22 protein-coding genes and 1 pseudogene are annotated in these 24,458 nt (G+C 43.3%); 20 read left to right on the forward strand and 3 right to left on the reverse strand.

All coding sequences use genetic code 11. The annotated features are described in order from the left end of the window. Nucleotides 1-83 precede the first annotated feature (83 nt). The 14 genes from ACTHRG_RS01890 to ACTHRG_RS01955 all read left to right on the forward strand — a co-directional run bounded on the left by ACTHRG_RS01890 (nt 84) and on the right by ACTHRG_RS01955 (nt 15,284). A complete protein-coding gene (locus ACTHRG_RS01890) occupies nt 84-341 on the forward strand; it encodes a DUF3243 domain-containing protein (RefSeq protein ID WP_076255883.1) in 258 nt (85 codons plus the stop codon). 233 nt (nt 342-574) lie between these two features. Further along, nucleotides 575-1,366 (forward strand): YmfK family protein, encoded by a 792-nt coding sequence (locus ACTHRG_RS01895; RefSeq protein ID WP_035330727.1) that lies wholly within the window; start codon nt 575-577, stop codon nt 1,364-1,366. A 21-nt stretch (nt 1,367-1,387) separates the two neighbouring features. Then, nucleotides 1,388-2,293 carry a helix-turn-helix domain-containing protein gene (locus ACTHRG_RS01900; protein WP_440230442.1) on the forward strand — a complete coding sequence of 302 codons (906 nt, stop codon included), beginning with the start codon at nt 1,388-1,390 and terminating at the stop codon, nt 2,291-2,293. A gap of 116 nt (nt 2,294-2,409) precedes the next feature. Further along, the gene (gene pgsA, locus ACTHRG_RS01905; RefSeq protein ID WP_076255887.1) at nt 2,410-2,988 is read left to right on the forward strand and encodes a CDP-diacylglycerol--glycerol-3-phosphate 3-phosphatidyltransferase; all 579 of its coding nucleotides are present in this window, start codon (nt 2,410-2,412) and stop codon (nt 2,986-2,988) included. Nucleotides 2,989-3,016: 28 nt separating this feature from the next. Continuing rightward, entirely contained in the window at nt 3,017-4,267 is a 1,251-nt protein-coding gene (locus ACTHRG_RS01910) for a competence/damage-inducible protein A (RefSeq protein ID WP_440230443.1), read from the forward strand. 272 nt (nt 4,268-4,539) lie between these two features. Continuing rightward, entirely contained in the window at nt 4,540-5,580 is a 1,041-nt protein-coding gene (gene recA, locus ACTHRG_RS01915) for a recombinase RecA (RefSeq protein ID WP_076255890.1), read from the forward strand. A 365-nt stretch (nt 5,581-5,945) separates the two neighbouring features. Then, the gene (gene rny, locus ACTHRG_RS01920; protein ID WP_386850996.1) at nt 5,946-7,511 is read left to right on the forward strand and encodes a ribonuclease Y; all 1,566 of its coding nucleotides are present in this window, start codon (nt 5,946-5,948) and stop codon (nt 7,509-7,511) included. A gap of 129 nt (nt 7,512-7,640) precedes the next feature. Next, nucleotides 7,641-8,438, forward strand: a complete 798-nt coding sequence (locus ACTHRG_RS01925) for a TIGR00282 family metallophosphoesterase (protein ID WP_440230444.1) — start codon at nt 7,641-7,643, stop codon at nt 8,436-8,438. A gap of 331 nt (nt 8,439-8,769) precedes the next feature. Then, nucleotides 8,770-9,030: a stage V sporulation protein SpoVS gene (gene spoVS, locus ACTHRG_RS01930; RefSeq protein ID WP_009330666.1), complete on the forward strand. Its 261-nt coding sequence runs from the start codon at nt 8,770-8,772 to the stop codon at nt 9,028-9,030. Nucleotides 9,031-9,160: 130 nt separating this feature from the next. Next, complete coding sequence (locus ACTHRG_RS01935) at nt 9,161-10,111, forward strand: dipeptidase (protein ID WP_440230445.1); 951 nt, start codon at nt 9,161-9,163, stop codon at nt 10,109-10,111. Nucleotides 10,112-10,410: 299 nt separating this feature from the next. After that, complete coding sequence (locus ACTHRG_RS01940; RefSeq protein WP_076255895.1) at nt 10,411-12,147, forward strand: 2-oxoacid:acceptor oxidoreductase subunit alpha; 1,737 nt, start codon at nt 10,411-10,413, stop codon at nt 12,145-12,147. After that, nucleotides 12,148-13,014, forward strand: coding sequence for a 2-oxoacid:ferredoxin oxidoreductase subunit beta (locus ACTHRG_RS01945; RefSeq protein WP_076255897.1), 867 nt, complete (start codon nt 12,148-12,150; stop codon nt 13,012-13,014). A 294-nt stretch (nt 13,015-13,308) separates the two neighbouring features. Then, nucleotides 13,309-14,859 carry a tRNA (N6-isopentenyl adenosine(37)-C2)-methylthiotransferase MiaB gene (gene miaB, locus ACTHRG_RS01950; protein WP_440230446.1) on the forward strand — a complete coding sequence of 517 codons (1,551 nt, stop codon included), beginning with the start codon at nt 13,309-13,311 and terminating at the stop codon, nt 14,857-14,859. Continuing rightward, a complete protein-coding gene (locus tag ACTHRG_RS01955; RefSeq protein ID WP_048008955.1) occupies nt 14,859-15,284 on the forward strand; it encodes a RicAFT regulatory complex protein RicA family protein in 426 nt (141 codons plus the stop codon). Before miaB ends, ACTHRG_RS01955 begins: the two co-directional genes overlap by 1 nt. 102 nt (nt 15,285-15,386) lie before the next feature. Here the strand turns inward: ACTHRG_RS01955 and ACTHRG_RS01960 are convergent, their stop codons facing one another. The 3 genes from ACTHRG_RS01960 to ACTHRG_RS01970 all read right to left on the reverse strand — a co-directional run bounded on the left by ACTHRG_RS01960 (nt 15,387) and on the right by ACTHRG_RS01970 (nt 16,517). Next, on the reverse strand, nt 15,387-15,737 hold the full coding sequence (locus tag ACTHRG_RS01960) for a hypothetical protein (protein ID WP_076255900.1): 351 nt from the start codon (nt 15,735-15,737) through the stop codon (nt 15,387-15,389). 65 nt (nt 15,738-15,802) lie between these two features. Beyond that, nucleotides 15,803-16,099 carry a hypothetical protein gene (locus ACTHRG_RS01965; protein WP_335691380.1) on the reverse strand — a complete coding sequence of 99 codons (297 nt, stop codon included), beginning with the start codon at nt 16,097-16,099 and terminating at the stop codon, nt 15,803-15,805. A gap of 43 nt (nt 16,100-16,142) precedes the next feature. Continuing rightward, a complete protein-coding gene (locus tag ACTHRG_RS01970; RefSeq protein WP_440230447.1) occupies nt 16,143-16,517 on the reverse strand; it encodes a hypothetical protein in 375 nt (124 codons plus the stop codon). 306 nt (nt 16,518-16,823) lie between these two features. Here ACTHRG_RS01970 and ACTHRG_RS01975 point away from each other — a divergent pair, with 306 nt between their 5' ends. The 6 genes and pseudogenes from ACTHRG_RS01975 to mutL all read left to right on the forward strand — a co-directional run bounded on the left by ACTHRG_RS01975 (nt 16,824) and on the right by mutL (nt 24,289). After that, nucleotides 16,824-17,369 carry an outer spore coat protein CotE gene (locus tag ACTHRG_RS01975; RefSeq protein ID WP_048008951.1) on the forward strand — a complete coding sequence of 182 codons (546 nt, stop codon included), beginning with the start codon at nt 16,824-16,826 and terminating at the stop codon, nt 17,367-17,369. A 155-nt stretch (nt 17,370-17,524) separates the two neighbouring features. Further along, nucleotides 17,525-17,839 (forward strand): annotated as a pseudogene (locus ACTHRG_RS01980) (VOC family protein); the annotation flags it as partial. 345 nt (nt 17,840-18,184) lie between these two features. Then, a complete protein-coding gene (locus tag ACTHRG_RS01985) occupies nt 18,185-18,574 on the forward strand; it encodes a VOC family protein (RefSeq protein ID WP_440230474.1) in 390 nt (129 codons plus the stop codon). Nucleotides 18,575-18,689: 115 nt separating this feature from the next. After that, the gene (locus ACTHRG_RS01990; protein WP_440230448.1) at nt 18,690-19,307 is read left to right on the forward strand and encodes a PH domain-containing protein; all 618 of its coding nucleotides are present in this window, start codon (nt 18,690-18,692) and stop codon (nt 19,305-19,307) included. A gap of 440 nt (nt 19,308-19,747) precedes the next feature. Further along, entirely contained in the window at nt 19,748-22,348 is a 2,601-nt protein-coding gene (gene mutS, locus ACTHRG_RS01995; protein WP_440230449.1) for a DNA mismatch repair protein MutS, read from the forward strand. A gap of 18 nt (nt 22,349-22,366) precedes the next feature. Beyond that, a complete protein-coding gene (gene mutL, locus ACTHRG_RS02000) occupies nt 22,367-24,289 on the forward strand; it encodes a DNA mismatch repair endonuclease MutL (protein ID WP_440230450.1) in 1,923 nt (640 codons plus the stop codon). The last annotated feature ends 169 nt before the right edge of the window (nt 24,290-24,458 follow it).

Raw genomic sequence — 24,458 nt, forward strand, 5'->3', positions numbered from 1 at the left:
TTTGAGTCATGTCTAAGTGCATGCATATTTTATTCAGCCCCTAAGCACAATATAATTGTACAACATTTAAAGGAGGCAAAATTATGTCTGTACTAGATAACTGGCAGCAATGGAAAGATTTCCTTGGCGATCGTCTTCATCAGGGAATGGACCAGGGAATGAATAAGGAAACAGTAAATGACTTTGCTTATCAAATCGGCGATTATTTAGCCAAGCAAGTGGAGCCAAAGAATGACCAGGAAAAAATCCTGGCTGACCTCTGGTCTGTAGCAAGCCCTGATGAGCAGCATGCCATTGCCAATATGATGGTAAAGCTTGTTCAGAACGACGGTACCCGCTAAGAAAATAATAGTAATCAGCAAAAAGAGAGGATTGCCTCTCTTTTTGCTTTTCCCCAAAAACATTTCCTTTCCGGCCAAACGGGTTTTTCCTTTCATATTGGCAAAAAATCATATATTATAGAACCTAGATGAAAATTTAGGATAAGTTTAATAAAATTTTACATACCAAAAAGAGTTGCATATATATATAAAATGCGCAAATACATGCGCATCATGCAAGAGGAGGTTTTCCGGTGGAGAAAACAGAATGGTATTTGGAATATGAAATCCAAAAGAATCGTCCCGGCTTGCTTGGTGACATTTCTTCCCTGCTGGGTATGCTTTCCATTAATATTGTCACGATCAATGGCGTGGATGAAGGCCGCAGAGGCTTGCTGATTTTGGCTAAAGACCATGAACAGATTGAACGCCTAAAGTCCATTCTTAATACGATGGACACGATTAAAGTGATTAAGCTCCGGGAGCCTAAGCTCCGGGACCGACTGGCCGTGCGCCATGGAAGATATATACAAAGGGATGCCGACGATAAGAAAACGTTCAGGTTCGTCAGGGACGAGCTTGGGCTCTTGGTTGATTTCATGGCCGAATTATTTAAACAGGAAGGGCACAAGCTAATAGGGATCAGGGGAATGCCAAGGGTTGGAAAAACAGAATCCATAGTTGCTTCAAGTGTCTGTGCGAACAAACGCTGGCTATTTGTTTCATCCACGCTGCTAAAGCAGACGATACGAAATCAGCTGATTGAGGATGAATATAATGAAGACAATTTGTTCATAATAGACGGAATTGTCTCAACCAGACGTGCCAACGAACGGCACTGGCAGCTCGTCCGGGAAATTATGCGCCTCCCGGCAGTCAAGGTAGTAGAGCATCCCGATATTTTTGTGCAAAATACTGAATACTCTCTTAATGATTTTGATTATATTATTGAGCTTCGTCACGACCATGATGAAGAGATAACATATGATGTGGTGGAGAAGAACAATATGTTCTCTGAATCTGACTTTGGAGGCTTTGATTTTTAGTAAGTTGGAAGGTGTTGTAAATTGACAGAACTAGGCAATCGATTAAAAGAAGCGCGGCTGGCTAAAGATATGAGCCTTGACGATCTGCAGAAGGTCACAAAAATACAAAAACGCTATTTGGCGGGAATTGAAGAGGGCGATTATAGCATGATGCCCGGTAAGTTTTATGTCAGGGCATTTATAAAACAGTATGCTGAAGCGGTTGGAATTGAACCGGAAGAAATTTTCGAACAGTTTAAAGATGATATTCCGGCACAAGTGAATGATGATATTCCAGAAAAGCTATCGCGCGTTCAGTCCAGGAAAGATCTTTCCGGCAGGACTTCAAAAGTATTTGATATTCTTCCAAAGGTTCTCATTGGCGTATTCATTGTTGGCCTCATTGCAGTCCTATACAATTTTCTCGGGGCCAAAGATCAGGCGGATAATGAAGAGAAGCCCTCAGATCTGACTGATGAACAGACAGTTATAGAAGAGTCTGAAAACCTCGCCGAAAATAAAAAAGATGAACCAGCAGGAAAGAAAGAAGAATCTGCTGACAAAGATGCTGCTGAGGAAAATGACAAGGACCAGGAAGCCGAGGAAAAGCCAAAGCAGGAGGTTGCTGTTGTTCAATCCAGTGGAAATGGAACGGTTTATGAATTGAAAAATGCGGACAAGTTTGAACTGGAAGTTTTGTCTACAGGAGAAACTTGGGTGAATATTAAGAACGGCAAAGGGGATTCCCTCTTCCAGGGAATGCTGACTGCGGATGGCACGAAAAGCCAGAAGGTAGACTTTTCAAAAGAAACGGAAGCTTCCATTGTAGTCGGAAATTCGACTCAAACTGAAATCTATGTAAACGGCGAAAAAATTGAGTACAAAGTGCCGCCTTCACAATCCGTCAAGCAGGATATAACGATAAAGTACGCGCCGAAGACCGAATAGTCATCTTTAGATGACTATTTTCGCTTTTTATGTAAAAATTATCAGTAAAAGGATTGCAGCAAATGTCTTAGACTTTTTCTGTAAATAGCTTCATTTAATATACTTGGAGGTAAAACATGAATCTGCCAAATAAAATTACAGTCTCCCGTATCTTTTTGATACCAATATTTCTGCTCATCATGCTCGTCCCTTTTTCATGGGGAAACATAGAGTTGTTAGGAGCTGAAATGCCCGTTACCCATCTGATTGGAGCTCTTATTTTTATTATTGCTTCGGTTACCGATTGGGTCGACGGCTACTTTGCCCGCAAATACAATCTGGTTACAAACCTGGGCAAGTTTCTTGATCCGCTTGCAGACAAGCTTCTCGTCTCTGCAGCATTAATTGTGCTGGTTGATCTTAACCTTGCTCCATCATGGATTGTCATTATTATAATCAGCCGGGAATTTGCTGTAACAGGTTTAAGGCTTGTTCTGGCAGGGGAAGGAGAAGTAGTCGCAGCTAATCAGCTTGGCAAAATTAAAACATGGGCCCAAATTGTGGCCATTTCTGCACTGCTTTTACATAATATTATTTTTGAAATGGTTTCAATCCGCTTTGATCTGATTGCCCTGTGGGTTGCGATGTTCTTTACAATCTGGTCCGGCTGGGACTACTTTGCTAAAAACAAGCAGGCCTTCATACACTCAAAATAAATTACTTTACCTGGAAGGGGGCTTTTGAATGAATGCTGAAATTATTGCTGTCGGGTCTGAGCTTTTACTTGGACAAATCGTTAATACAAATGCCCGCTTTCTTTCCCGGCAGCTTGCTGAACTGGGCATTAACGTTTTTTACCATACAGTGGTTGGAGATAACCCAGAGCGCCTGAGATCGGTGATTAAAATAGCCGAAAGCCGTTCTGACCTGATCGTCTTCACGGGCGGCCTGGGACCGACCAAGGATGATTTAACAAAAGAAACGATTGCCCGCCATCTTGGCAAAGAGCTCGTCATGGACGAACAGGCGCTGGAATCTATACAGCTTTATTTTAAACGCACCAACAGAGAGATGACTGAGAATAATAAAAAACAGGCCCTGGTTCTTGAGGATGCACAGGTGCTTCCTAACGAGCATGGAATGGCACCCGGAATGATTGCCGATAATGGCCGGCATGTTTTCATGCTTCTTCCGGGACCGCCAAACGAGATGGAGCCGATGTTCCTCAAACATGCCTTTCCTGCCCTGCAATCCAAGCTGGGCACCGATGATGTGATTGTTTCCCGGGTGCTGCACTTCTTCGGGATTGGAGAAGCCATGCTGGAAACGGAGATTGAAGATATTATCGATGCTCAGAGCAATCCAACCATTGCCCCGCTTGCATCTGATGGGGAAGTTACTCTGAGGCTCACAGCAAAGCATAGTCAGCCTAACACGGCCATGATGCTGATTGATGAAGCGGAAAATAAAATCCTCGATCGTGTCGGCGAATACTTCTACGGCTATGATGATACTTCCCTGATGTATGAGCTAACCAAGCTGATTAAGGAGAGCAGCATGACTATTTCCGCAGCGGAGAGCTTAACAGGCGGCATGTTCCAGGAGGTGTTTACATCCATTCCGGGAGCCGGCGGACTTTTAAAGGGCGGAGTGGTCTGCTACACAAACGAAGTTAAGGCTGAAGTATTAAAAGTCCGCAAAGAAACGATTGATAACGACGGGGTCGTCAGTGCACAGTGTGCCGCCGAGCTTGCTGAGAATGTCGCAAGCCTTACAAATGCCGATATCGGAATCAGCTTCACAGGTGTTGCCGGCCCGGATGAATTGGAAGGCAACCCTGTCGGAACAGTATATATAGGCATCTGGATTAAAGGAAGGCCGGTCCAGACCGAAAAGCTGAACCTTGGAGGAACCAGGGCAGCCAATCGGGTTCGTACAGTAAAATACGGCTGCCATTTCCTTATTAAAGCCTTAAAAGAAACTCAGAACGCCTGAAAATGTGTTCTGAGTTTTTAGTAGCCAAAACAAAAGACAGACTTCTTGCCGAAATGCGATTTCAACTACTGATTGACCCCTGAAAAACCTCACTTTCCCCGGCACTCCTGATATTTTCGGGCATAATGTGCAAGAGAAAAAAATCGAATGGATGTTCGACTTTTTGCTCGACAAATGCATTGAAAAGGTTTATAGTAGAGTTAGGTTTTGAGATGAGACAAAACGAATCTAATCAAAAGACAGATTCGTCTATATAAAAGGAGGAACTATTAGTGAGTGATCGTCAAGCAGCTCTTGAAATGGCGTTAAAACAAATAGAAAAGCAATTTGGTAAAGGTTCTATCATGAAGCTCGGGGAACAGACTGACCGCAGAATTTCCACTGTACCAAGCGGATCTCTTGCACTCGATTCAGCTCTTGGGGTAGGCGGCTATCCAAGAGGACGTATTATTGAAGTCTATGGCCCGGAGAGCTCAGGTAAAACAACAGTAGCCCTGCACGCTATTGCAGAAGTTCAGGCAAGCGGAGGACAAGCAGCGTTTATCGATGCCGAACACGCTTTAGACCCTGTTTATGCACAAAAACTTGGTGTTAATATTGACGAGCTTCTTCTTTCCCAGCCGGATACCGGGGAGCAGGCGCTTGAAATTGCAGAAGCCCTTGTTCGAAGCGGTGCTATTGATATTCTTGTAGTTGACTCTGTGGCAGCCCTTGTTCCCAAGGCTGAAATTGAAGGAGAAATGGGTGACTCCCATGTGGGTCTGCAGGCCCGCCTTATGTCACAGGCACTTCGTAAGCTATCAGGCGCAATCAACAAATCAAAGACAATCGCGATTTTCATAAACCAAATCCGTGAAAAAATCGGAATTATGTTTGGAAACCCTGAGACGACTCCAGGGGGACGCGCGTTGAAGTTCTACTCTTCCATCCGCCTTGAAGTGCGCCGTGCAGAAACTCTTAAACAAGGTAATGAAATGGTCGGTAATAAGACAAAGATTAAAGTTGTCAAAAATAAAGTCGCTCCTCCATTCCGAGTGGCGGAAGTTGACATCATGTATGGTGAAGGAATCTCCAAGGAAGGTGAAATCATCGATCTTGGCTCTGAGCTGGATATTGTCCAAAAGAGCGGTTCATGGTACTCATTCAACGAGGAGCGCCTGGGGCAAGGCCGTGAAAACGCCAAAGTATTCCTAAAGGAAAACCCTGAAATCCGCCTGACTATCCAAAAACAAATCCGCGAACATTATGGACTTGATGAAGAAAAAGTAGCCAGCGGAGACGAAGAGCAGGAAGAATTCGAGCTGATCGATTAATACTAAGGAAAAGCAAAGTCCTGAGTGGCTTTGCTTTTTTTCTTCAAAAGTGTTCAAACCAATCGAAATATTAAGAAAAGCCTTTAAGACAACCCCTTGACAATAAAATTCCACAGCTTTACAATTAAAAATGTATATTTTACATTTTATATGTAAAGAAATTCTTATTGAGTCAGACTTTGTCTGGCTGCAGGCTCCATTGGCTTTTCATACGTTAATAAACTGCCAGCCGTCTGATGGATGCCCAGTGCTTTTTGAAGATTGAAACGTTTAAAAGCCTTAGTGCTGTATATTGAATTGGACAATGTACATGCCAACACTTTAAAAAACGTAACACAAACAAGTTCATAGCAAGAGGAGGTGAAATGATGGATCTAGTAACAGCAATCATCTCCATTTTGCTTGGCCTAATCGTCGGTGCTTTTGTTGGCTATTTTGTTCGCAAATCAATTGCCGAAGCTAAAATTGCAGGAGCTAAAGATGCTGCTGAGCAGATTTTGGAAGACGCAAAGCGAGAAGCTGAGGCTACGAAGAAGGAAGCCCTGCTTGAAGCGAAAGATGAAATTCACAAGCTCCGCACAGATGCGGAAGGTGAAGTTCGTGATCGAAGAAATGAACTGCAAAAACAAGAAAATCGCTTAATGCAAAAAGAAGAGAACCTTGATCGCAAAGATGAAACGTTAGATAAACGTGAAGCGCTTTTAGAAAAGAGGGACGATTCTCTTAGCAAAAGACAACAGCATATTGAAGAGATGGAAAGCAAAGTGGAAGTGATGATTAAAGAGCAGCAAGCTGAGCTGGAACGCATCTCAGGCTTGACTCGTGAAGAGGCAAAGTCCATCATTTTAGAGCGCACGGAGCAGGAAGTGGCTCACGATGTCGCCATTATGGTAAAAGAGAGCGAAACCAGAGCAAAAGAGGACGCGGATAAGAAAGCGAAGGAAATCCTGTCACTGGCTATCCAAAGATGTGCAGCTGATCATGTAGCAGAAACTACTGTATCAGTTGTCAACCTGCCAAATGATGAGATGAAAGGGCGCATTATTGGCCGTGAAGGCCGTAATATCCGTACTCTGGAAACTCTGACCGGAATTGATCTCATTATCGATGATACGCCGGAAGCGGTTATTTTATCCGGTTTTGATCCAATTCGCCGTGAGACTGCACGCTTAGCTTTAGACAAATTGGTTCAGGACGGCCGCATCCATCCAGCTCGGATTGAGGAAATGGTTGATAAGGCCCGCCGTGAAGTGGATGAACACATCCGCGAAATCGGAGAACAAACCACTTTTGAGGTTGGTGTTCACGGCCTGCATCCAGATTTAATCAAAATTCTTGGCCGATTAAAATTCCGTACAAGCTACGGCCAGAATGTGTTAAAGCATTCAATGGAAGTGGCTCAGCTATCAGGATTGCTGGCTGCCGAATTGGGACAGGACGAAACATTGGCACGCCGGGCAGGATTGCTTCATGATATTGGTAAAGCAATCGATCATGAGGTGGAAGGAAGCCATGTTGAAATCGGTGTGGAGCTTGCCACTAAGTATAAGGAGCATCCTGTTGTTATAAACAGTATCGCTTCCCACCATGGTGACACAGAGCCAACATCAATCATTGCCGTACTTGTCGCTGCAGCTGATGCTTTATCAGCAGCAAGACCTGGAGCAAGAAGAGAGACGCTTGAGAACTATATTCGCCGTCTTGAAAAGCTTGAAGAGATTTCTGAATCCTATGATGGTGTTGAAAAATCATTCGCCATTCAAGCTGGACGCGAAATCCGCATTATGGTTAAGCCTGAACAAATTGATGACCTTGAAGCTCATCGTTTGGCAAGGGATATCCGTAAGAAGATTGAAGAAGAACTTGATTATCCAGGCCACATCAAGGTCACGGTTATCCGTGAAACAAGGGCCGTTGAATATGCAAAATAAAGCGATGCACATGCATCGCTTTATTTCTTTTTCAGGGTGTGCTTTAAATTGGGGCAGGAAACTGTGTTACACTAATAAAAAGGACTGAAAAAGCATACATATATCTTTAAAAACAGAAAGGGATATGACATGAATATATTGTTTGTCGGAGATGTGGTGGGATCCCAGGGGCGGGATATGATCACTGAATATGTACCAAAGCTTAAAGAAAAATACCGGCCGCATATCACGATTATTAATGGGGAAAATGCAGCAGGAGGGAAAGGAATTACGGAAAAGATTTATCGGGGATTTCTTGAGGCTGGTGCACAGGCGGTGACACTCGGGAATCATACATGGGATAACCGGGAAATTTTTGAATTTATTGACCGCGCGAAATATATGGTTCGTCCGGCTAATTTTCCTTCTAACAATCCTGGAAAAGGCATGGTTTTTTTGAAGTTTAATACTGAGGAAGTAGCAGTTATCAGCCTTCAGGGCAGGACTTTTATGAATACAAGTGACTGCCCTTTCCAAAAGGCAGATGAACTGATAAAAGAAGCCCGGGAAAGGACTCCATTTATTTTTGTTGATTTCCATGCAGAAGCAACAAGCGAAAAGCAGGCTATGGGCTGGTACTTGGATGGAAAAGTATCAGCAGTCGTAGGTACGCACACCCACGTGCAGACAGCCGATAACCGCATTTTGCCTGGCGGTACGGCCTTTATGTCTGATGTCGGGATGACAGGCCCTTATGACGGTATCCTTGGTGTGGAAAAAGAAGCAGTGATCAAAAGGTTTATCTCAGGGCTCCCGGTTCGATTTGAAGTTCCGAAAGAAGGCAGGAACCAGTTAAGCGCAGCGGTCATTGAACTAAACCCTAGAACAGGATTGGCCAAAAAAATTGACCGGATCCTAATTAATGATGACCATCCTTTTTACTCATAAACTGATAAAAGACTGCATCCGGATGGCCGGATTGCAGTCTTTTTGTATTAGCAGAAACAAGACTTCAGGTGCGTTTTCATTGAACAAGAAAGAAATCCTGAAGAAAATCAGCGTGAAACCCTGCTTTTTTTGTCCAAGCCGGAATATGTGAATTCCAATCTGAATATAGTAGCAATGGAATGATATATAGACCTGGTGCTAAATTCCATCAAAGCGGTTGGTGTATGAACGGAAAGAAATGGCCTGACTGAAGGCATTCGGCCATTACAGAAGGTTAAATCTGCGCTTTGAGCAAGGCATACAGGAGGGGTAAAACGAGGAGGAGCTAGGAATGGAAATATTAAAAGTTTCAGCAAAATCTAATCCTAATTCTGTAGCTGGTGCGCTTGCTGGAGTTCTTCGCGAAAGAGGAAATGCGGAAATCCAGGCAATTGGTGCGGGTGCATTGAACCAGGCTGTTAAGGCAGTAGCGATCGCAAGAGGATTCGTAGCGCCTAGCGGAGTGGATTTAATTTGTATCCCTGCATTCACGGATATCCTGATCGACGGCGAAGAACGGACTGCCATTAAGCTGATTGTGGAGCCGCGTTAGCCCAAAAGCTTCAGAATGGGAAATCATCCTTTGTCATATGCATAAGTCAGTAAAATATAGATTCTCACAAAAACAATAAAACCTGTTTGCGTCATAGGCAAACAGGTTCTTTTTTTAATAAGATAATCCTATGGAGAAAAAGAGGGAGGAAGAACGCTTGAAAATATTTGATGCACATTGTGATGTTCTATATAAAATGTTTATGGACAGAAGGATTGACTTTCAAAATTCAGGCAGTCTTCAGGTGAATCTGGAAGCGCTTCAGGCATCAGACCTAAAGGTTCAGTGCTTTGCCATATATGTTCCGGAATCCGTCCATCCGGAAATGAAGTTCAACGCAGCCCTGTATATGGTCAATCTCTTTTACGAGAAAGTGCTTAAACCCAATCCTAAATTAAAGCTCATTAGAAGCACCCGGGACATCAACAGGCTGAAAGATGATGAAACAGGAGCGATGCTGACCCTGGAGGGCTGCGACGCGGTTGGCTGCGATCTGCTTAAATTGAAGACGCTTCTCAGGCTGGGAGTATCTTCAGTGGGGTTAACCTGGAATTATGCCAACTGTGCAGCTGATGGAGTGCTTGAGGAGAGAGGGTCAGGCCTATCTTCTTTTGGCAAAGGGGTGGTACATGAATTAAATGCCAGTAAAGCATGGTGTGATGTTTCCCATCTTTCTGAACGGGGCTTCTGGGATGTGATGGAATGGGCCGACTATCCTATTGCCACTCATTCAAACTGCTATACTATGTGCCCGCATCCGCGCAATTTAACGAACGAACAGATTGAAGCGCTGATTGACAGGGACAGTGTGATGGGCATTACATTTGTGACTGAATTTTTAGCAGGCAAACAAACAGCGGCAATTACTGATGTTCTCAGGCACCTGGAATATGTATGTTCACTTGGGGGAGAGAATCACGTCGGATTTGGTTCGGATTTTGATGGTACAGATGGGAAAGTTACAGATTTGGAGGATGCAAGAAAATACGATAACCTGATAAATGAACTGTTAAAATATTATTCTGATATACAAGCTGAAAAATTTTTATTTCGTAATTTTTATAGCAGGTTTCCAAGGTGAAAATGTTGAAAAAACGATATATCAAGGTATGTGAGGAACCTCAAAAATCCACAATTAAATAATCTTTTTAGCATTTTTCAAAAAATAAAAAAATATTCATCTTTTAATCGATAAATATACGGAAAGGGTTGCTTTTTTAGACACATAGGTCTAGAATTGAAAGCGTTTAGTACCCATCCATCTTCCAGAATATAGCCTAAAATGCATGTTGAAATGGCGGAGTGACTGGACAAGTACTACACTGATATAAATAAAGCGTTTTTACATAATTTCTTAACGTATCTAAAGGGGTGTAAGAGATGATCAATCAACTTTCATGGAAAGTTGGAGGACAGCAAGGGGAAGGTATTGAAAGTACCGGAGAGATTTTTTCCATTGCGCTAAATCGTTTAGGCTACTACCTGTACGGTTACCGCCACTTTTCATCACGAATTAAAGGCGGGCACACGAACAACAAGATTCGCGTCAGCACGTCACAAATCCGTTCTATATCAGACGATTTAGATATTTTGGTAGCTTTCGACCAGGAAACAATCGATTTAAACTACAAAGAACTTCACGATAAAGGGATCATGATTGCAGATGCGAAATTTGATCCTAAACAGCCAGAAGATACGAATGCAGTTTTGTTTGCAGTGCCTTTTACAGAGATTGCTACAGAGCTGGGAACATCCCTGATGAAAAACATGGTTGCTGTCGGTGCGACATGTGCAGTTCTAAATCTAGATATTAAAGTATTTGAAGAAGTAGTTCAAGAAATTTTTGGACGAAAAGGACAGCAGGTTGTCGATAAGAACATGGAAGCCATTCAGGCAGGCTTTGATTTCATGAAAGAAAAGCTTAGCGATGATGTGGAATTAATGGAGCTTGAAAAAGCTGACGGTCTGAAGCGTTTATTTATGATCGGAAACGATGCAATCGCTCTTGGTGCACTTGCAGGCGGCTGCCGCTTTATGGCCGCATACCCAATCACACCTGCATCCGAAATCATGGAATACCTGATTAAAAAGCTTCCTGCGCTTGGCGGATCTGTTATCCAGACGGAAGATGAAATTGCCGCGGTTACAATGGCAATCGGTGCAAACTACGCTGGTGTCCGCTCACTTACAGCATCTGCTGGTCCAGGGCTTTCCCTTAAGATGGAAGCAATCGGCCTTTCAGGGATAACTGAAACACCTCTGGTTATCGTGGATACACAGCGTGGAGGACCTTCCACAGGACTTCCAACAAAACAGGAGCAGTCTGATTTAATGGCAATGATTTACGGAACTCATGGCGAGATTCCAAAAATCGTCCTTGCTCCAAGCACTGTACAGGAAGCATTCTATGATACTGCTGAAGCTTTCAACCTGGCAGAGGAATACCAGTGCCCGGTTATAATCCTATCAGATTTGCAGCTTTCTCTTGGAAAACAGACAGTGGAGCCGCTTGATTTCAGTAAAGTTGAAATCCGCCGCGGAAAACTTGTTACAGAAGAACTTCCTGAAATCGAAAACAAAGGTTACTTTAAGCGCTTTGAGGTTACAGAAGATGGAGTTTCTCCACGTGTAATTCCTGGCATGAAGAACGGAATCCACCATGTGACAGGTGTTGAGCATGATGAAACTGGAAAACCTTCAGAATCAGCTGCCAACCGCAACGCTCAAATGGATAAGCGTTTCCGCAAGGTTGAAAATATTAAATTCAATACACCTGTTCACAAGAATGCTCCACATGAAGAAGCGGACTTGCTGATCGTTGGCTTCAACTCTACTAGAGGCGCAATTGAGGAAGCTATGAGCAGGCTTGAACAGGATGGAATTAAAGTAAATCATGCACAAGTTCGCCTGATTCATCCTTTCCCATCTGATGAATTATTGCCGCTTGTAAAAACAGCTAAGAAAATCGCCGTAGTTGAAAACAATGCTACAGGACAATTAGCCAACATCATGAAGATGAACGTCGGACATGCTGAGAAAGTATATAAGCTATTAAAGTACGACGGAAATCCATTCTTGCCGCATGAAATTCACACAAAATGCAAGGAGTTGTTCTAAATGGCCACATTTAAAGACTTTCGAAATAATGTAAAACCAAACTGGTGCCCGGGCTGTGGAGACTTCTCCGTGCAGGCTGCGATTCAGCGTGCGGCAGCGAACGTTGGTTTAGAGCCTGAGAACTTAGCTGTCGTATCGGGCATCGGCTGTTCCGGACGTATTTCCGGTTATATCAATTCATTTGGTTTCCACGGCATTCATGGACGTTCACTTCCGATCGCCCAGGGTGTTAAAATGGCTAACCGCGATTTAACAGTTATCGCCTCCGGTGGTGACGGAGATGGATTTGCGATCGGTATGGGGCATACGATCCATGCGATCCGCCGTAATGTGAACATCACTTATATCGTAATGGATAACCAAATTTATGGTTTAACAAAAGGACAGACTTCACCTCGTTCTGCGGCCGGCTTCAAAACTAAGTCCACTCCGCAAGGTTCAATTGAACAGGCGATTTCTCCAATGGAAATGGCATTAACAGCTGGTGCGACCTTCGTGGCGCAGAGCTTCTCAACCGACCTTAAAGATCTGACTGCGTTAATCGAAGCAGGAATCAAGCATGATGGCTTCTCTTTAATTAATGTGTTCAGCCCATGTGTTACATACAACAAAGTAAACACATATGACTGGTTTAAAGAAAACCTGACAAAGCTTAGCGATGTGGAAGGCTATGATCATTCAAGCCGCGAAATGGCTATGCAGACTCTTATGAAGCACAGCGGTCTTGTAACTGGCCTAATCTATCAGGACACTGAGCGAAAGTCATATCAGGAGCTGCTTTCAGGTTACTCTGAAACTCCATTATCCCAAGCGGATCTTCAACTTGATCAAGCTCACTTTGATAAACTTGCAGCTGAATTTATGTAATAGACCAGAAGCTCGGGGCACCCGGGCTTCTTTTTTTAAATCCAATGTGACACTTATCACTCACAAAATACTAAATTTAGTCTAGTATTAGTGATTGTGCAGGATTAAAAATATCCCTGAACGTACATACAGGTAATAGCTGCTGATAAGAGGCTGAGTGCGGTTTTCTATTGTTTTAACTATCAGAAAGCCTTATACTATAATAATGTGCACATGTATATTGCGCAGCATGATATTAGCTGAAAAATGAGTTTTAATGATAGATGCTTCTCAGGAGAAAGAGAAAGGGGATAAATGATGAACGAAAAACAACGTTTAGAAAGCCAGCAAGTGCAAACAGCAAATCCTTCGGACAAAAAATCCGTAAAAGATTACAGCAAATACTTTGAAACTGTTTACACTGCACCTTCCTTAAAGGAAGCAAAAAAACGCGGTAAAGAAGAAGTGAAATATCATAAAGATTTTAACATCCCTGAAGAGTTTCATGGCATGGGAAATGGCCGCAAATTCTATATCCGCACATACGGCTGCCAGATGAACGAGCATGATACCGAAGTAATGGCCGGCATTTTCCTTGGTCTTGGCTATGAGCCTACAGACTCAGTGGAAGATGCAAATGTCATTTTGCTTAATACATGTGCAATCCGGGAAAATGCCGAGAATAAAGTGTTTGGAGAACTGGGCCATCTTAAACATCTAAAAAAAGAAAAACCGGATCTTCTGATTGGGGTCTGCGGATGTATGTCCCAGGAGGAATCGGTTGTTAACAAGATTCTTAAAACATATAACCAGGTAGATATGATTTTTGGAACACACAACATACACCGTCTTCCTAACATTCTTCAAGAAGCCTATATGTCAAAGGAAATGGTTATTGAAGTATGGTCTAAGGAAGGGGATGTAATTGAAAACCTTCCAAAAGTGCGCCGCGGCAATATTAAAGCATGGGTTAACATTATGTACGGCTGTGATAAATTCTGCACTTACTGCATTGTTCCTTATACACGCGGAAAAGAGCGGAGCAGACGTCCTGAGGACATCATTCAGGAAGTTCGCCAGTTAGCGGCACAGGGCTATCAGGAAATTACCCTCCTTGGGCAAAACGTAAACGCATACGGAAAAGATTTTGAGGATATGAAATATGGCCTTGGCGATTTGATGGATGAAATGCGCAAAATCGATATTCCACGCGTACGTTTTACAACCAGCCATCCGCGCGACTTTGATGATCATCTGATTGAAGTGCTTGCGAAAGGCGGAAATCTGGTAGAACACATACACCTTCCGGTTCAATCGGGTTCTACGGATGTCCTGAAAATCATGGCACGTAAATATACAAGAGAACAATACTTGGAGCTGGTTCGCAAGATTAAAGCGGCTATTCCAGGAGCAACTTTCACAACTGATATCATTGTTGGCTATCCTAATGAAACAGAAGAGCAATTTGAAGAAACAATTTCCCTATACAGGGAGGTAGGCTTCGAAGCTGCTTATACGTTCATATACTCACCTCGCGAAGGTACACCAGCTGCCAAAATGGTGGATAATGTACCGATGGAAGTAAAGAAAGAGCGCCTTCAGCGTCTGAATGCAGTAGTAAATGAATTATCGGCAGAGGCAATGAAACAATATCAAGGCCAGACTGTCGAAGTTCTTGTGGAAGGTGAAAGCAAGAACAATCCTGAAATTCTTGCAGGATACACAAGAAAGAACAAGCTTGTAAACTTTAAGGGGCCGAAAACAGCAATCGGCAAGATTGTAAAAGTAAAAGTAACGGATGCAAAGACATGGTCCTTAAACGGAGAAATGGTTGAAGAACTAGACGCGGTAGAGGTGAATCTGTAATGGCTAAATACACAAAGAATGAAATTGTTGAACGTGCAAAGGATTTGGCACGCATGATTGCAGAGACAGAAGAAGTGGATTTTTTCAAACGTGCAGAAGCACAGATTAATGATAATGAAAAAGTTAGTGCAACCATCACAGCCATCAAAGGTCTGCAAAAGCAGGCTGTTAATCTTCAGCATTATGGAAAAGCTGAAGCATTAAAGAAGACGGAAGAAAAAATAGCCAAATTGGAGCAGCAGCTGGATGAAATTCCTGTTGTACAGGAATTCAAGCAATCCCAGGTGGATGTTAATGAATTGCTCCAAATTGTGGCAAATACGATTTCCAACACAGTAACAGACGAAGTCATTACTACTACGGGCGGAGATTTGCTGAGCGGCGAAACGGGATCAAAGATCAAGAACAGCAGCTGTTCACATTAATTACAGAAACTGAAACACCCTGCACCAGTTAGTGCAGGGTGTTTTTTACGCTCTATATTTAAGGGAGGAATTGGTATTGGCCATGGGTTGTGGGGGGGCCATTTATTGGTTTCGCAATAGTTCTACTGCCTTTAAAAATTCTTTTCTATACTCCTGCTGTTCAATAATCGCAGCATTTAATGTCGACAGCAAGGATTGATTTAGCATTTTAGTTCCTGCATCATCAGACTTTTTGTCCAAAAAGTTAAGAAGGAAAGTATATACAAGGAGCAATGTCGAGTAATTATCTACATATGTGAGATTAATAGCCCGTCCGCCCTTTCCGCCGGCAGCATGGTTATTGATGGACGGTATTCCTGCTTCTGCAGCCATATCAATAAACTCCTTTGGAATACCCAGCTGCTTGAGGACTTCCGGATCCAGATCCAGCTTTTGTATATTTTGACTTAGCATGGTACTCCCTCCCTTCTTTTTGGACATTTTAAGACTCTGCATAGAAAAATGGCTTTATTTTTATATTACGCTTTATTGCTTTGCTGCTGAGTTGTAGTGTTTACAGAAATAGCTGTGGAGTCTCCTCCATTTGCAATATTGTATTGAGCTGAAAGAATCGGAATGTTGATTAGTGCAGCATTGACAGCAAATCCGCCTCCTGAAATCGGCAATTGCCCGTTCAGATTTGTTTGCGGAAGGTTGGCCTGTGCAGCGAAAGTAAAAGCTTCAGCTTCGTTGCCGCTGTCTGCTCCATTTACTGCTCCTCCGCTTGGCAATACACTATTGTCATTTTCGTAATCGTCATAGCATCTTGATAGCATGGTTTTCACCTCCTTCAATTGATTGAAGTGGCTGATGTCCAGATTATGAATCTTTCTTCATCATGTCGGTAAGATCTAAATCCAAAAGTTTTTTACCGTTTACAGATAATTTCACCTGTTTATAATCCTCGGATGTTTCCACAACAGGCAGCAGATTTTTTAATGCTGGAATCATATTCCCGATCCCGGAGGAATTTTTTGCGAAGAGTCCTTCCAAGTTTTTCAATGGCTTAAGAGTTTCCATTAGATTTCCTTTTAACTCTTCAGACTGAATTTTTTCTAATCCTTTTGTATAAATTCCGCCCAATGATTCGGTAAATTTGGCAACCATTTGTTCTGCGTATTGTTTTGCTTCTTCCCCTGTCAGCTCTTTTCCATTGATTGAAACTTTATAGCTGGAGTTCTCCTTGTCTGCCATTCCTGTTCACCTCCTTATCGATAGTTTATTATATTGATTCATTAGCCAAGCTGTCTCCGCAGGTGTAATAGGACAAACGTGCATTTTTCAATTACTTACCTACTTGCGGGTAAAGCCGCTTACTTATGGCAGCCATTATACATATTTAATCTCCGTCAGGATTTGTTAAGACCGGAACATTCGCCCGCTTCCGGCATACTATAAATCATGCCAATACTTTTGCCTAACATTCATAAAAATTATCGCACACTAGTCTAATATCCCGCATAGGATGAATTGAAAATGAATGAGGAGGGTTCGCTCGCAATGGGAGATTACAGAGAGATTATAACGAAAGCGGTCGTTGCGAAAGGACGTAAATTCACACAGTCCAATCATACGATCTGCCCGTCACACCATCCGTCAAGCATACTTGGCTGCTGGATCATAAACCATACGTACGAGGCGAAAAAAGCTGGAAAAACAGTGGAAATCTGCGGCCATTATGACATTAACGTTTGGTACTCTTTTAACAATAATACAAAAACCGAAGTTGTTACCGAACGGGTTGAGTATAAAGATGTCATTAAGTTGAAGTACCGTGATCCGGACTGTTTGGATGATCATGATATCATCGCCCGTGTACTGCAGCAGCCGAGCTGCTGTGAAGCTGTCATTTCTCCAAACGGCAACAAAATCATCGTCACAGTGGAAAGAGAATTCATGGTCGAGGTAATCGGCGAAACAAAAGTGTGTGTAGCTGTCTACCCAGACAAGTGCGAATGTGATGATGACGCTTGGGGACTTGACGTGGAAGATGAAGAATTCGAGGATTTAAATCCGGATTTTCTTGTGGGAACTGAAGAAGAGTAATGACAAACTAGGAGGTTTTACTTCCTAGTTTTTCTTTTTATACTCTCCTCTAAAATCAAGCGAAATAACGACTGCAGCTTCCATCTTTAGTCTGAATCCTTTTGAATAGCATTTACTTAGAATGGAATTATCAGATGCAAAGGGGAGAGGCGAGGATGAAAATATTTCAAGTGAATTTAAAGTGTCATGATGTGCACAGAATGAAAGAATTTTACACAAAAGTGCTGGAGATGGAGCTGCTGACAGAGACTGAGAGTTATTTTACGATAATGGCCGGCACAACAAAAGTTCTTTTTGAAAAAGATGATGCGATTCCTTATTATCATGTGTGTTTCCGGACAAATGCCGAATACTTTGATCATATGTATCAGAAATTAGGGGCTGAAAGTGTGCTGGTTCCAAATCAGAAAGGCGAGTATAGCATGTTCTGGAAGGGCAAGCAGGCATATTTTATCGATCCGGACGGAAATATTCTGGAAATGCTGGAGCGTCCTTTAGAGGGAACTAGAAAGAAGGGGATCCGATGGCACGATGTCGGAGAGGTTGGTTTGCCTGTTAATGATGTTACAGCAATGGAGCAGGAATTAGATCAGTACCTGAAAAATGAACAAATGGATTCGAGTGAGACGTTTGCCTTTTACGGGGACAGCAAGGGCGTTTTTGTCCTGGTGAAGGAGGGGCGGAATTGGTATCCAACTGAAAGGGCTGCCGTTATTTCTCCTGTTAAAATATACGCATCAGGACAAAGGGATGCCAGGTTTAAGCATCAGGAATATCCATACGAACTGATTGTGAGAAAAGAATGGGAAGGGAGCATCCCGGCTGTACAATTTCGCATTGCACGTCCGACAAATCAGCTTGATAAGCTTATTGCCTTTTACGAAGAAGGACTGGGTCTGAAGAGAGTCGGCGAATTTTGGAACCATGAAGGCTATGATGGGATTATGTTTGGTCTGCCTGACAGCCAGTATCATCTGGAATTTACTCAATCCAAGGGGAAAATGGAGCTTCCGCAGCCTACTAAAGAGCATCTCTTAGTTTTTTATGTGGGAGACCGTCTGGAGAGGGATAACATTGCCGACAGGCTTACTGCTCTTGCATATCTGGAAGCAGAACCGGAAAACCCATACTGGGGCAGAGGCGGATTAACGTTTGAAGATCCCGATGGATGGCCGATTGTATTAATGAATACCCCGGGTATATGAGGCTATCGGTTTTCAGGGATCTTTCAGTGTAATTTTAAAAATGATAAAGCCATCGTTTTCCTGTATATGTTAAAATAGCAAAGTAGTAAACTGAATTCAGAAAGGATGAGGTTTTATGTTTAAAAAAGTTGCTTCTGATGTGCTGGGATTAAGTGATGTGGGAAGTGTCATTCACCCGGCTGATTATGACAAAGTCGATGCAGATGATTATGTCCTGCATGAAGATAATGAGAAAATCTATTTCCTGATCAAGTCCAAATCCGATGAATATTGCTTTACAAATAAGGCGCTTATTCATCTGGATGGTACCAGTGCAGTCAGCAAAAAACGCTCTTTAAAGCGCTACAGCTACCGCGAATACACCATCTCAAACGTTATGCTGGAAACAGCCGGTACAGTTGATTTGGATGTGGAAATCAAATTCGTGATCGGATCTCAGGCCTTCTCAATCGACGTACATAAAAAGCATATTGAAGAATTGAAAGATTTATATAAAGCCCTGATTCGCATTTCCGAAATCTGCCGCGAAAATGAAGTTTCCATGGAATATGCTGAAAAGAGCCTAAGCTTGGCATCAAGCACCCTTGGCCGTTCAGTATCCAACCAGGATGCCAACGTAGTGGACAATTTCCGCGTATTAAATGAAACAGCCTTCAACTGGCTGATGAACAGCCGCAAGAAATACAATGTGAAAGACTTCGGCTATGTGTTTGAAAAATACATCAATAACTAAGAATCCTGGCAGCTCTCCATTGGGGAGCTGCTGTTTTATTGTGGCAAGATTGTTTTTGTTGGTCACTAAACGCAAAAAATGTTTAGCCTCTGAGTTGATCTTCGCTGTGGGCACTTGATCCTCGAAAATGCTGACGCATTTCCTTCGTGCGGTGTTTATCCGAGGAAGCTTATTCAATGTCCTGCGGGAGGAGAGGGAGCGGGAGACACCATAGGCGCAGCCGAGGAGGCTCCCGTTCCTCCCCGCGGAAAGCAAGTGCCTGGAGCGGAAATCAACGGGTTTTGTTTCTATGCATCAAAACCTATTAAGAAATAGCCAAGGCAAATATTGCACATCTGAGTCACCTGAAAATCTATGATATAATGATAAAGACGTTTTTAGAGGAATTCTCTAAAACAAAACTATAAAAAATAAAAGATTATGGATTGTTGGAGGAAGTTATGGCAACAGCTTACACGCCTATGATACAGCAATATTTACGGGTAAAGGCAGAATATCAGGATGCCTTTTTATTTTTTCGCCTTGGCGACTTTTACGAAATGTTTTTTGATGATGCCCTTAAAGCATCACAGGAGCTTGAAATCACATTAACGAGCCGCGAGGGAGGCACGGAAGAACGGATTCCCATGTGCGGAGTGCCATATCATTCAGCACCGGTTTATATTGAACAATTGATTGAAAAAGGATACAAAGTAGCAATCTGCGAGCAAACGGAAGACCCAAAACAGGCAAAAGGCGTTGTGAAGCGGGAAGTCGTTCAGCTTATCACGCCTGGAACAATGATGGAAGGCAAAGGTCTTCAGGAAAAAGAAAACAACTACATTGCATCAATTTCTGCTTTTGAAGATGAAACCTTTGGATTTGCCACCAATGATTTATCCACAGGTGAGACGAAGGTAACGATGTTAAGCAACGGGTTAGAGGAGGTTTTGAACGAGCTGTCCATGTCAGGAGCAAAGGAAGTAGTCATCTCTTCCGACTTTGATGGGGATTGGCAGAGGAGAATGAAAGAACGAGCTGTCATGGCGATTTCATTCGAGGATGATTGCGAAGTCCGGGACTCCTTTGAAGGACTTCTGGGTGATTTAAATCAGGACAAGCTAAGGAGAACATCTTCCAGATTAATTAATTACCTGTACCGCACGCAGAAGAGAAGTCTGGATCACCTTCAAAAAGTGGCGACTTATCAAGTAAATCAATATATGAAAATCGATTATTTCTCGAAAAAGAATCTTGAGCTGACAGAGACCATCCGCAGCAAAGGCAAGAAGGGATCGCTATTGTGGCTCCTCGATGAAACAAAGACAGCCATGGGAGGACGCCTATTAAAGCAATGGATCGACCGGCCGCTTATTGATGAACAGGAAATTAAGCGCCGCCATTCTTTGGTTGAAACGCTGATAGGCTCATACTTTGAACGGGAAGAAATCCGGGAAAAGCTGAAGGAAGTCTATGATCTGGAACGACTTGCAGGAAGAGTCGCTTTTGGAAATGTAAATGCCCGCGACCTTGTACAGCTCAAGAAATCTCTTCAGCAGATACCTATTTTAAAAGAAATGGTCTCAAATCTGCCGAATGAGGAAGCAGTGAGGCTCGCTGAGCGCCTGGATGCCTGCGAAGAAGTCACGGATACTTTGGAAAGCGCCATAATGGAAAATCCGCCGCTGTCTTTGAAGGATGGAAACATTATTCAGGACGGCTATCATGAAGAGCTTGATAAATATCGCGATGCCAGCAGAAACGGGAAGACCTGGATTGCCCAGCTGGAGAAGCAGGAACGTGAAAAAACGGGCATTAAATCTTTAAAAATTGGCTTTAATCGTGTGTTTGGCTATTATATCGAAGTCACTCGCGCCAATCTGCACCTTCTTCAGGAAGGACAATATGAGCGCAAGCAAACCCTTACCAATGCGGAACGATTTATTACGCCCGAATTGAAGGAAAAAGAAGCACTCATACTGGAAGCGCAGGAAAAGTGTGTGGAGCTCGAGTATGGATTATTTACGAATGTCCGCGAATATGTAAAAGAATATATTCCGAGATTGCAAAAGCTGGCGAAAACGGTTAGTGAGCTGGATGTTCTTCAGTGCTTTGCCGCTGTCAGCGAACAGAGACATTATACAAAGCCAAATTTTTCAAATGAAAGACGGGTATATATCAAAGACGGCCGCCATCCAGTCGTTGAAAAGGTGCTGAACGCACAGGAATATGTGCCTAATGACTGTTATATGGATGCGGACAGGGAAATGCTGCTGATTACCGGGCCAAATATGTCCGGTAAAAGTACGTATATGCGTCAAATCGCACTGACTGCGATTTTAGCGCAAATCGGATGCTATGTGCCTGCTGAAGAAGCAGTGCTTCCTATTTTCGACCAGGTATTTACGAGAATCGGCGCCGCTGATGACCTTATATCCGGCCAGAGTACGTTCATGGTCGAGATGCTTGAAGCGAGAAATGCGATTGTGAATGCCACGCAAAATAGCTTAATTTTATTTGATGAAATCGGGCGCGGAACTTCCACCTATGATGGAATGGCATTGGCGCAGGCAATCATTGAATATATACACAACCGGATTGGTGCGAAGACATTGTTTTCCACCCACTATCATGAATTGACCGTGCTTGAAGAAGAACTGCCAAAAGTGAAAAACATCCATGTCAGCGCTGTCGAGCAAAATGGACGGGTTGTGTTTCTTCATAAAATTAAAGAAGGAGCAGCAGATAAGAGTTACGGAATCCATGTTGCCCAGCTTGCTGAGCTGCCGAATGAACTGATTGTCAGGGCAAATGAAATTTTAACAGGGCTGGAATTGAACGACCCTCATCCAATGAAAAAAGAGATTCCTGCTGCAGAAAAAATTGCAGAGCCTGCTGCGCAGTTATCCTTCTTTGAGGAACCTGAAGACGTGAAGAAACCTTCAATAGGCTCTAAAGAAAAGAAGGTCATTGATAAAGTCAGAGCACTCGATATCCTGGATATGACGCCAATGCAGGCATTAAATACATTATATGAGCTGCATAGGAAATTGAAGAATTAATAAACAGGGGGTGATGAGATGGGGAAAATCATTCAGCTGGATGATTCGCTTTCAAATAAGATTGCTGCCGGAGAGGTGGTGGAGCGGCCTGCATCAGTGGTAAAGGAATTGATGGAGAACTCGATTGATGCCGGAAGCACGATTATTGAAATTGAAGTGGAAGAAGCCGGCCTGGCTAAAATCCGCATCATCGATAATGGGGATGGCATTGAGGAAGATGATGTCCTGAATGCCTTTCATCGCCATGCTACCAGTAAAATAAAGGACGAAAATGACCTTTTCCGCATCCGCACGCTCGGATTCCGCGGCGAGGCCTTGCCCAGTATTGCGTCTGTTTCCAGAATTGAGATGAAAACTTCCACTGGCGATGCGGGCACGCGCGTTGTTATCGAAGGCGGAAAAGTGGACGTGATTGAAAAGGCACCCGGGAGAAAAGGGACTGACCTCACTGTAACGGATTTATTTTTCAACACCCCGGCACGGCTCAAATATATGAAAACAATCCACACAGAGCTTGGCAATATTACAGATGTGGTTAACAGGCTGGCACTTGCCCATCCGGAGGTCGCCATCCGCCTGATCCATAATGAGCGGAAGCTCCTGCAGACGAATGGAAACGGGGATGTCCGGCAGGTGCTTGCAGCTATTTATGGGCTCAATATCGTGAAAAAGATGGTTCAGATTGAAGCGAGCTCACTCGATTTTAAAATCAGCGGCTATGCAGCACTGCCGGAAATTACAAGGGCGTCAAGAAACTACATTTCCACCATGATCAACGGCCGCTTTATCAAGAATTACTCATTGGCCAAAGCCATTCAGGAGGGGTATCATACATTGCTGCCAATCGGCCGCTATCCGATTGTGCTCCTGAACATTGAGATGGATCCGCTCCTAGTCGATGTGAACGTCCATCCGTCGAAAATGGAGGTGCGCTTAAGTAAGGAACAGGAATTAAATCATCTGGTATCTGGTGCATTAAAAGCAGCATTTAAAAAAGAGGAACTGATTCCTTCCGGGTTTACACAGCCGAAAAGCCTAAAGCCTAAGTCGGAACAGACAGCTCTTGATCTGGATCATTTGCCGGAGCAGCGCGAGCAGGTGCCTTCTTTTGTACGTGAAACGAGGGAAGAGGCTGTTCGGCAGTATCCGGACAGAGCTGTTCTGCAAAGTTCGCAAAGTCATCCTGCCCAGCCGCAAGCAGCAAAAGCTCCTGGCTTGCAGGATGCACCTTTCATGGATTTTAACCATTCATCAGAAGAATTGGCTCAAGCGGATCCGCACATATTCCAGTCCGAAGAGCCGAGAGCTGCAGGAATGGAACAATTTTTCGCAGAGACTGCCACGGTAGAGGAGCCATCGCGTGTGCCCCCGCTTTATCCGATTGGGCAAATGCATGGGACGTATATTTTTGCCCAGAATGACCGGGGCCTTTATATAATTGATCAGCACGCTGCACAGGAGCGGATTAAGTACGAGTATTTCAGGGAGAAGGTCGGCCAGGTTGAAAGCGAATTGCAGGAGATGCTCATTCCGCTTACCTTTGAATACTCAACAGATGATTATATCAAAATCGAAGAATATAAAGCGGAGCTTGAAAAAGTGGGGGTATTTCTGGAACCGTTCGGACATAACAGCTTTATCGTCCGTTCCCATCCTCAATGGCTTCCAAAAGGCGAGGAACAGGAAATCATCGAGGATATGATTGAACAGCTCCTAGCGATGAAGAGAGTCGATATTAAAAAACTGCGTGAGGAAGCAGCCATCATGATGAGCTGTAAAGCTTCCATTAAAGCGAATCAGCATCTGCGCAATGATGAAATTCAGGCCCTGCTTGATGAATTGCGGAGGTCCTCCGATCCCTTCACATGCCCGCATGGACGGCCAATCATTATTCATTATTCCACTTATGAAATGGAGAAAATGTTTAAGAGGGTAATGTAAAAAGAAATGACGCTGAACCAGATGGTTCGGCGTTTTCTTCTAAACAATAATATTGTTATGTAAACTAAATGGTGTTGAGCCCCTATTTTTCTTCCTTCCTCACAAGAAATCATAAGTGGCTAAAAATCCAAAAAAAAGCATCCATTTTGCAAAATGAATGCTTTTCATA

The organism is Cytobacillus sp. SAFR-174, assembly GCF_051964675.1.
GTDB lineage: Bacteria > Bacillota > Bacilli > Bacillales > Cytobacillaceae > Cytobacillus.

Excerpts from the sequence above, each read along its gene's own strand:
- ACTHRG_RS01965 (WP_335691380.1), bottom strand. The coding sequence starts at position 16,099 with ATGCTATCAAGATGCTATGACGATTACGAAAATGACAATAGTGTATTG.
- spoVS (WP_009330666.1), top strand. The coding sequence starts at position 8,770 with ATGGAAATATTAAAAGTTTCAGCAAAATCTAATCCTAATTCTGTAGCT.
- ACTHRG_RS01975 (WP_048008951.1), top strand. The coding sequence starts at position 16,824 with ATGGGAGATTACAGAGAGATTATAACGAAAGCGGTCGTTGCGAAAGGA.
- ACTHRG_RS01925 (WP_440230444.1), top strand. The coding sequence starts at position 7,641 with ATGAATATATTGTTTGTCGGAGATGTGGTGGGATCCCAGGGGCGGGAT.
- ACTHRG_RS01940 (WP_076255895.1), top strand. The coding sequence starts at position 10,411 with ATGATCAATCAACTTTCATGGAAAGTTGGAGGACAGCAAGGGGAAGGT.
- rny (WP_386850996.1), top strand. The coding sequence starts at position 5,946 with ATGATGGATCTAGTAACAGCAATCATCTCCATTTTGCTTGGCCTAATC.
- ACTHRG_RS01960 (WP_076255900.1), bottom strand. The coding sequence starts at position 15,737 with ATGCTAAGTCAAAATATACAAAAGCTGGATCTGGATCCGGAAGTCCTC.
- ACTHRG_RS01955 (WP_048008955.1), top strand. The coding sequence starts at position 14,859 with ATGGCTAAATACACAAAGAATGAAATTGTTGAACGTGCAAAGGATTTG.
- ACTHRG_RS01990 (WP_440230448.1), top strand. The coding sequence starts at position 18,690 with ATGTTTAAAAAAGTTGCTTCTGATGTGCTGGGATTAAGTGATGTGGGA.
- mutS (WP_440230449.1), top strand. The coding sequence starts at position 19,748 with ATGGCAACAGCTTACACGCCTATGATACAGCAATATTTACGGGTAAAG.
- pgsA (WP_076255887.1), top strand. The coding sequence starts at position 2,410 with ATGAATCTGCCAAATAAAATTACAGTCTCCCGTATCTTTTTGATACCA.
- ACTHRG_RS01970 (WP_440230447.1), bottom strand. The coding sequence starts at position 16,517 with ATGGCAGACAAGGAGAACTCCAGCTATAAAGTTTCAATCAATGGAAAA.
- ACTHRG_RS01945 (WP_076255897.1), top strand. The coding sequence starts at position 12,148 with ATGGCCACATTTAAAGACTTTCGAAATAATGTAAAACCAAACTGGTGC.
- ACTHRG_RS01890 (WP_076255883.1), top strand. The coding sequence starts at position 84 with ATGTCTGTACTAGATAACTGGCAGCAATGGAAAGATTTCCTTGGCGAT.
- mutL (WP_440230450.1), top strand. The coding sequence starts at position 22,367 with ATGGGGAAAATCATTCAGCTGGATGATTCGCTTTCAAATAAGATTGCT.
- ACTHRG_RS01910 (WP_440230443.1), top strand. The coding sequence starts at position 3,017 with ATGAATGCTGAAATTATTGCTGTCGGGTCTGAGCTTTTACTTGGACAA.
- ACTHRG_RS01935 (WP_440230445.1), top strand. The coding sequence starts at position 9,161 with ATGGAGAAAAAGAGGGAGGAAGAACGCTTGAAAATATTTGATGCACAT.
- miaB (WP_440230446.1), top strand. The coding sequence starts at position 13,309 with ATGATGAACGAAAAACAACGTTTAGAAAGCCAGCAAGTGCAAACAGCA.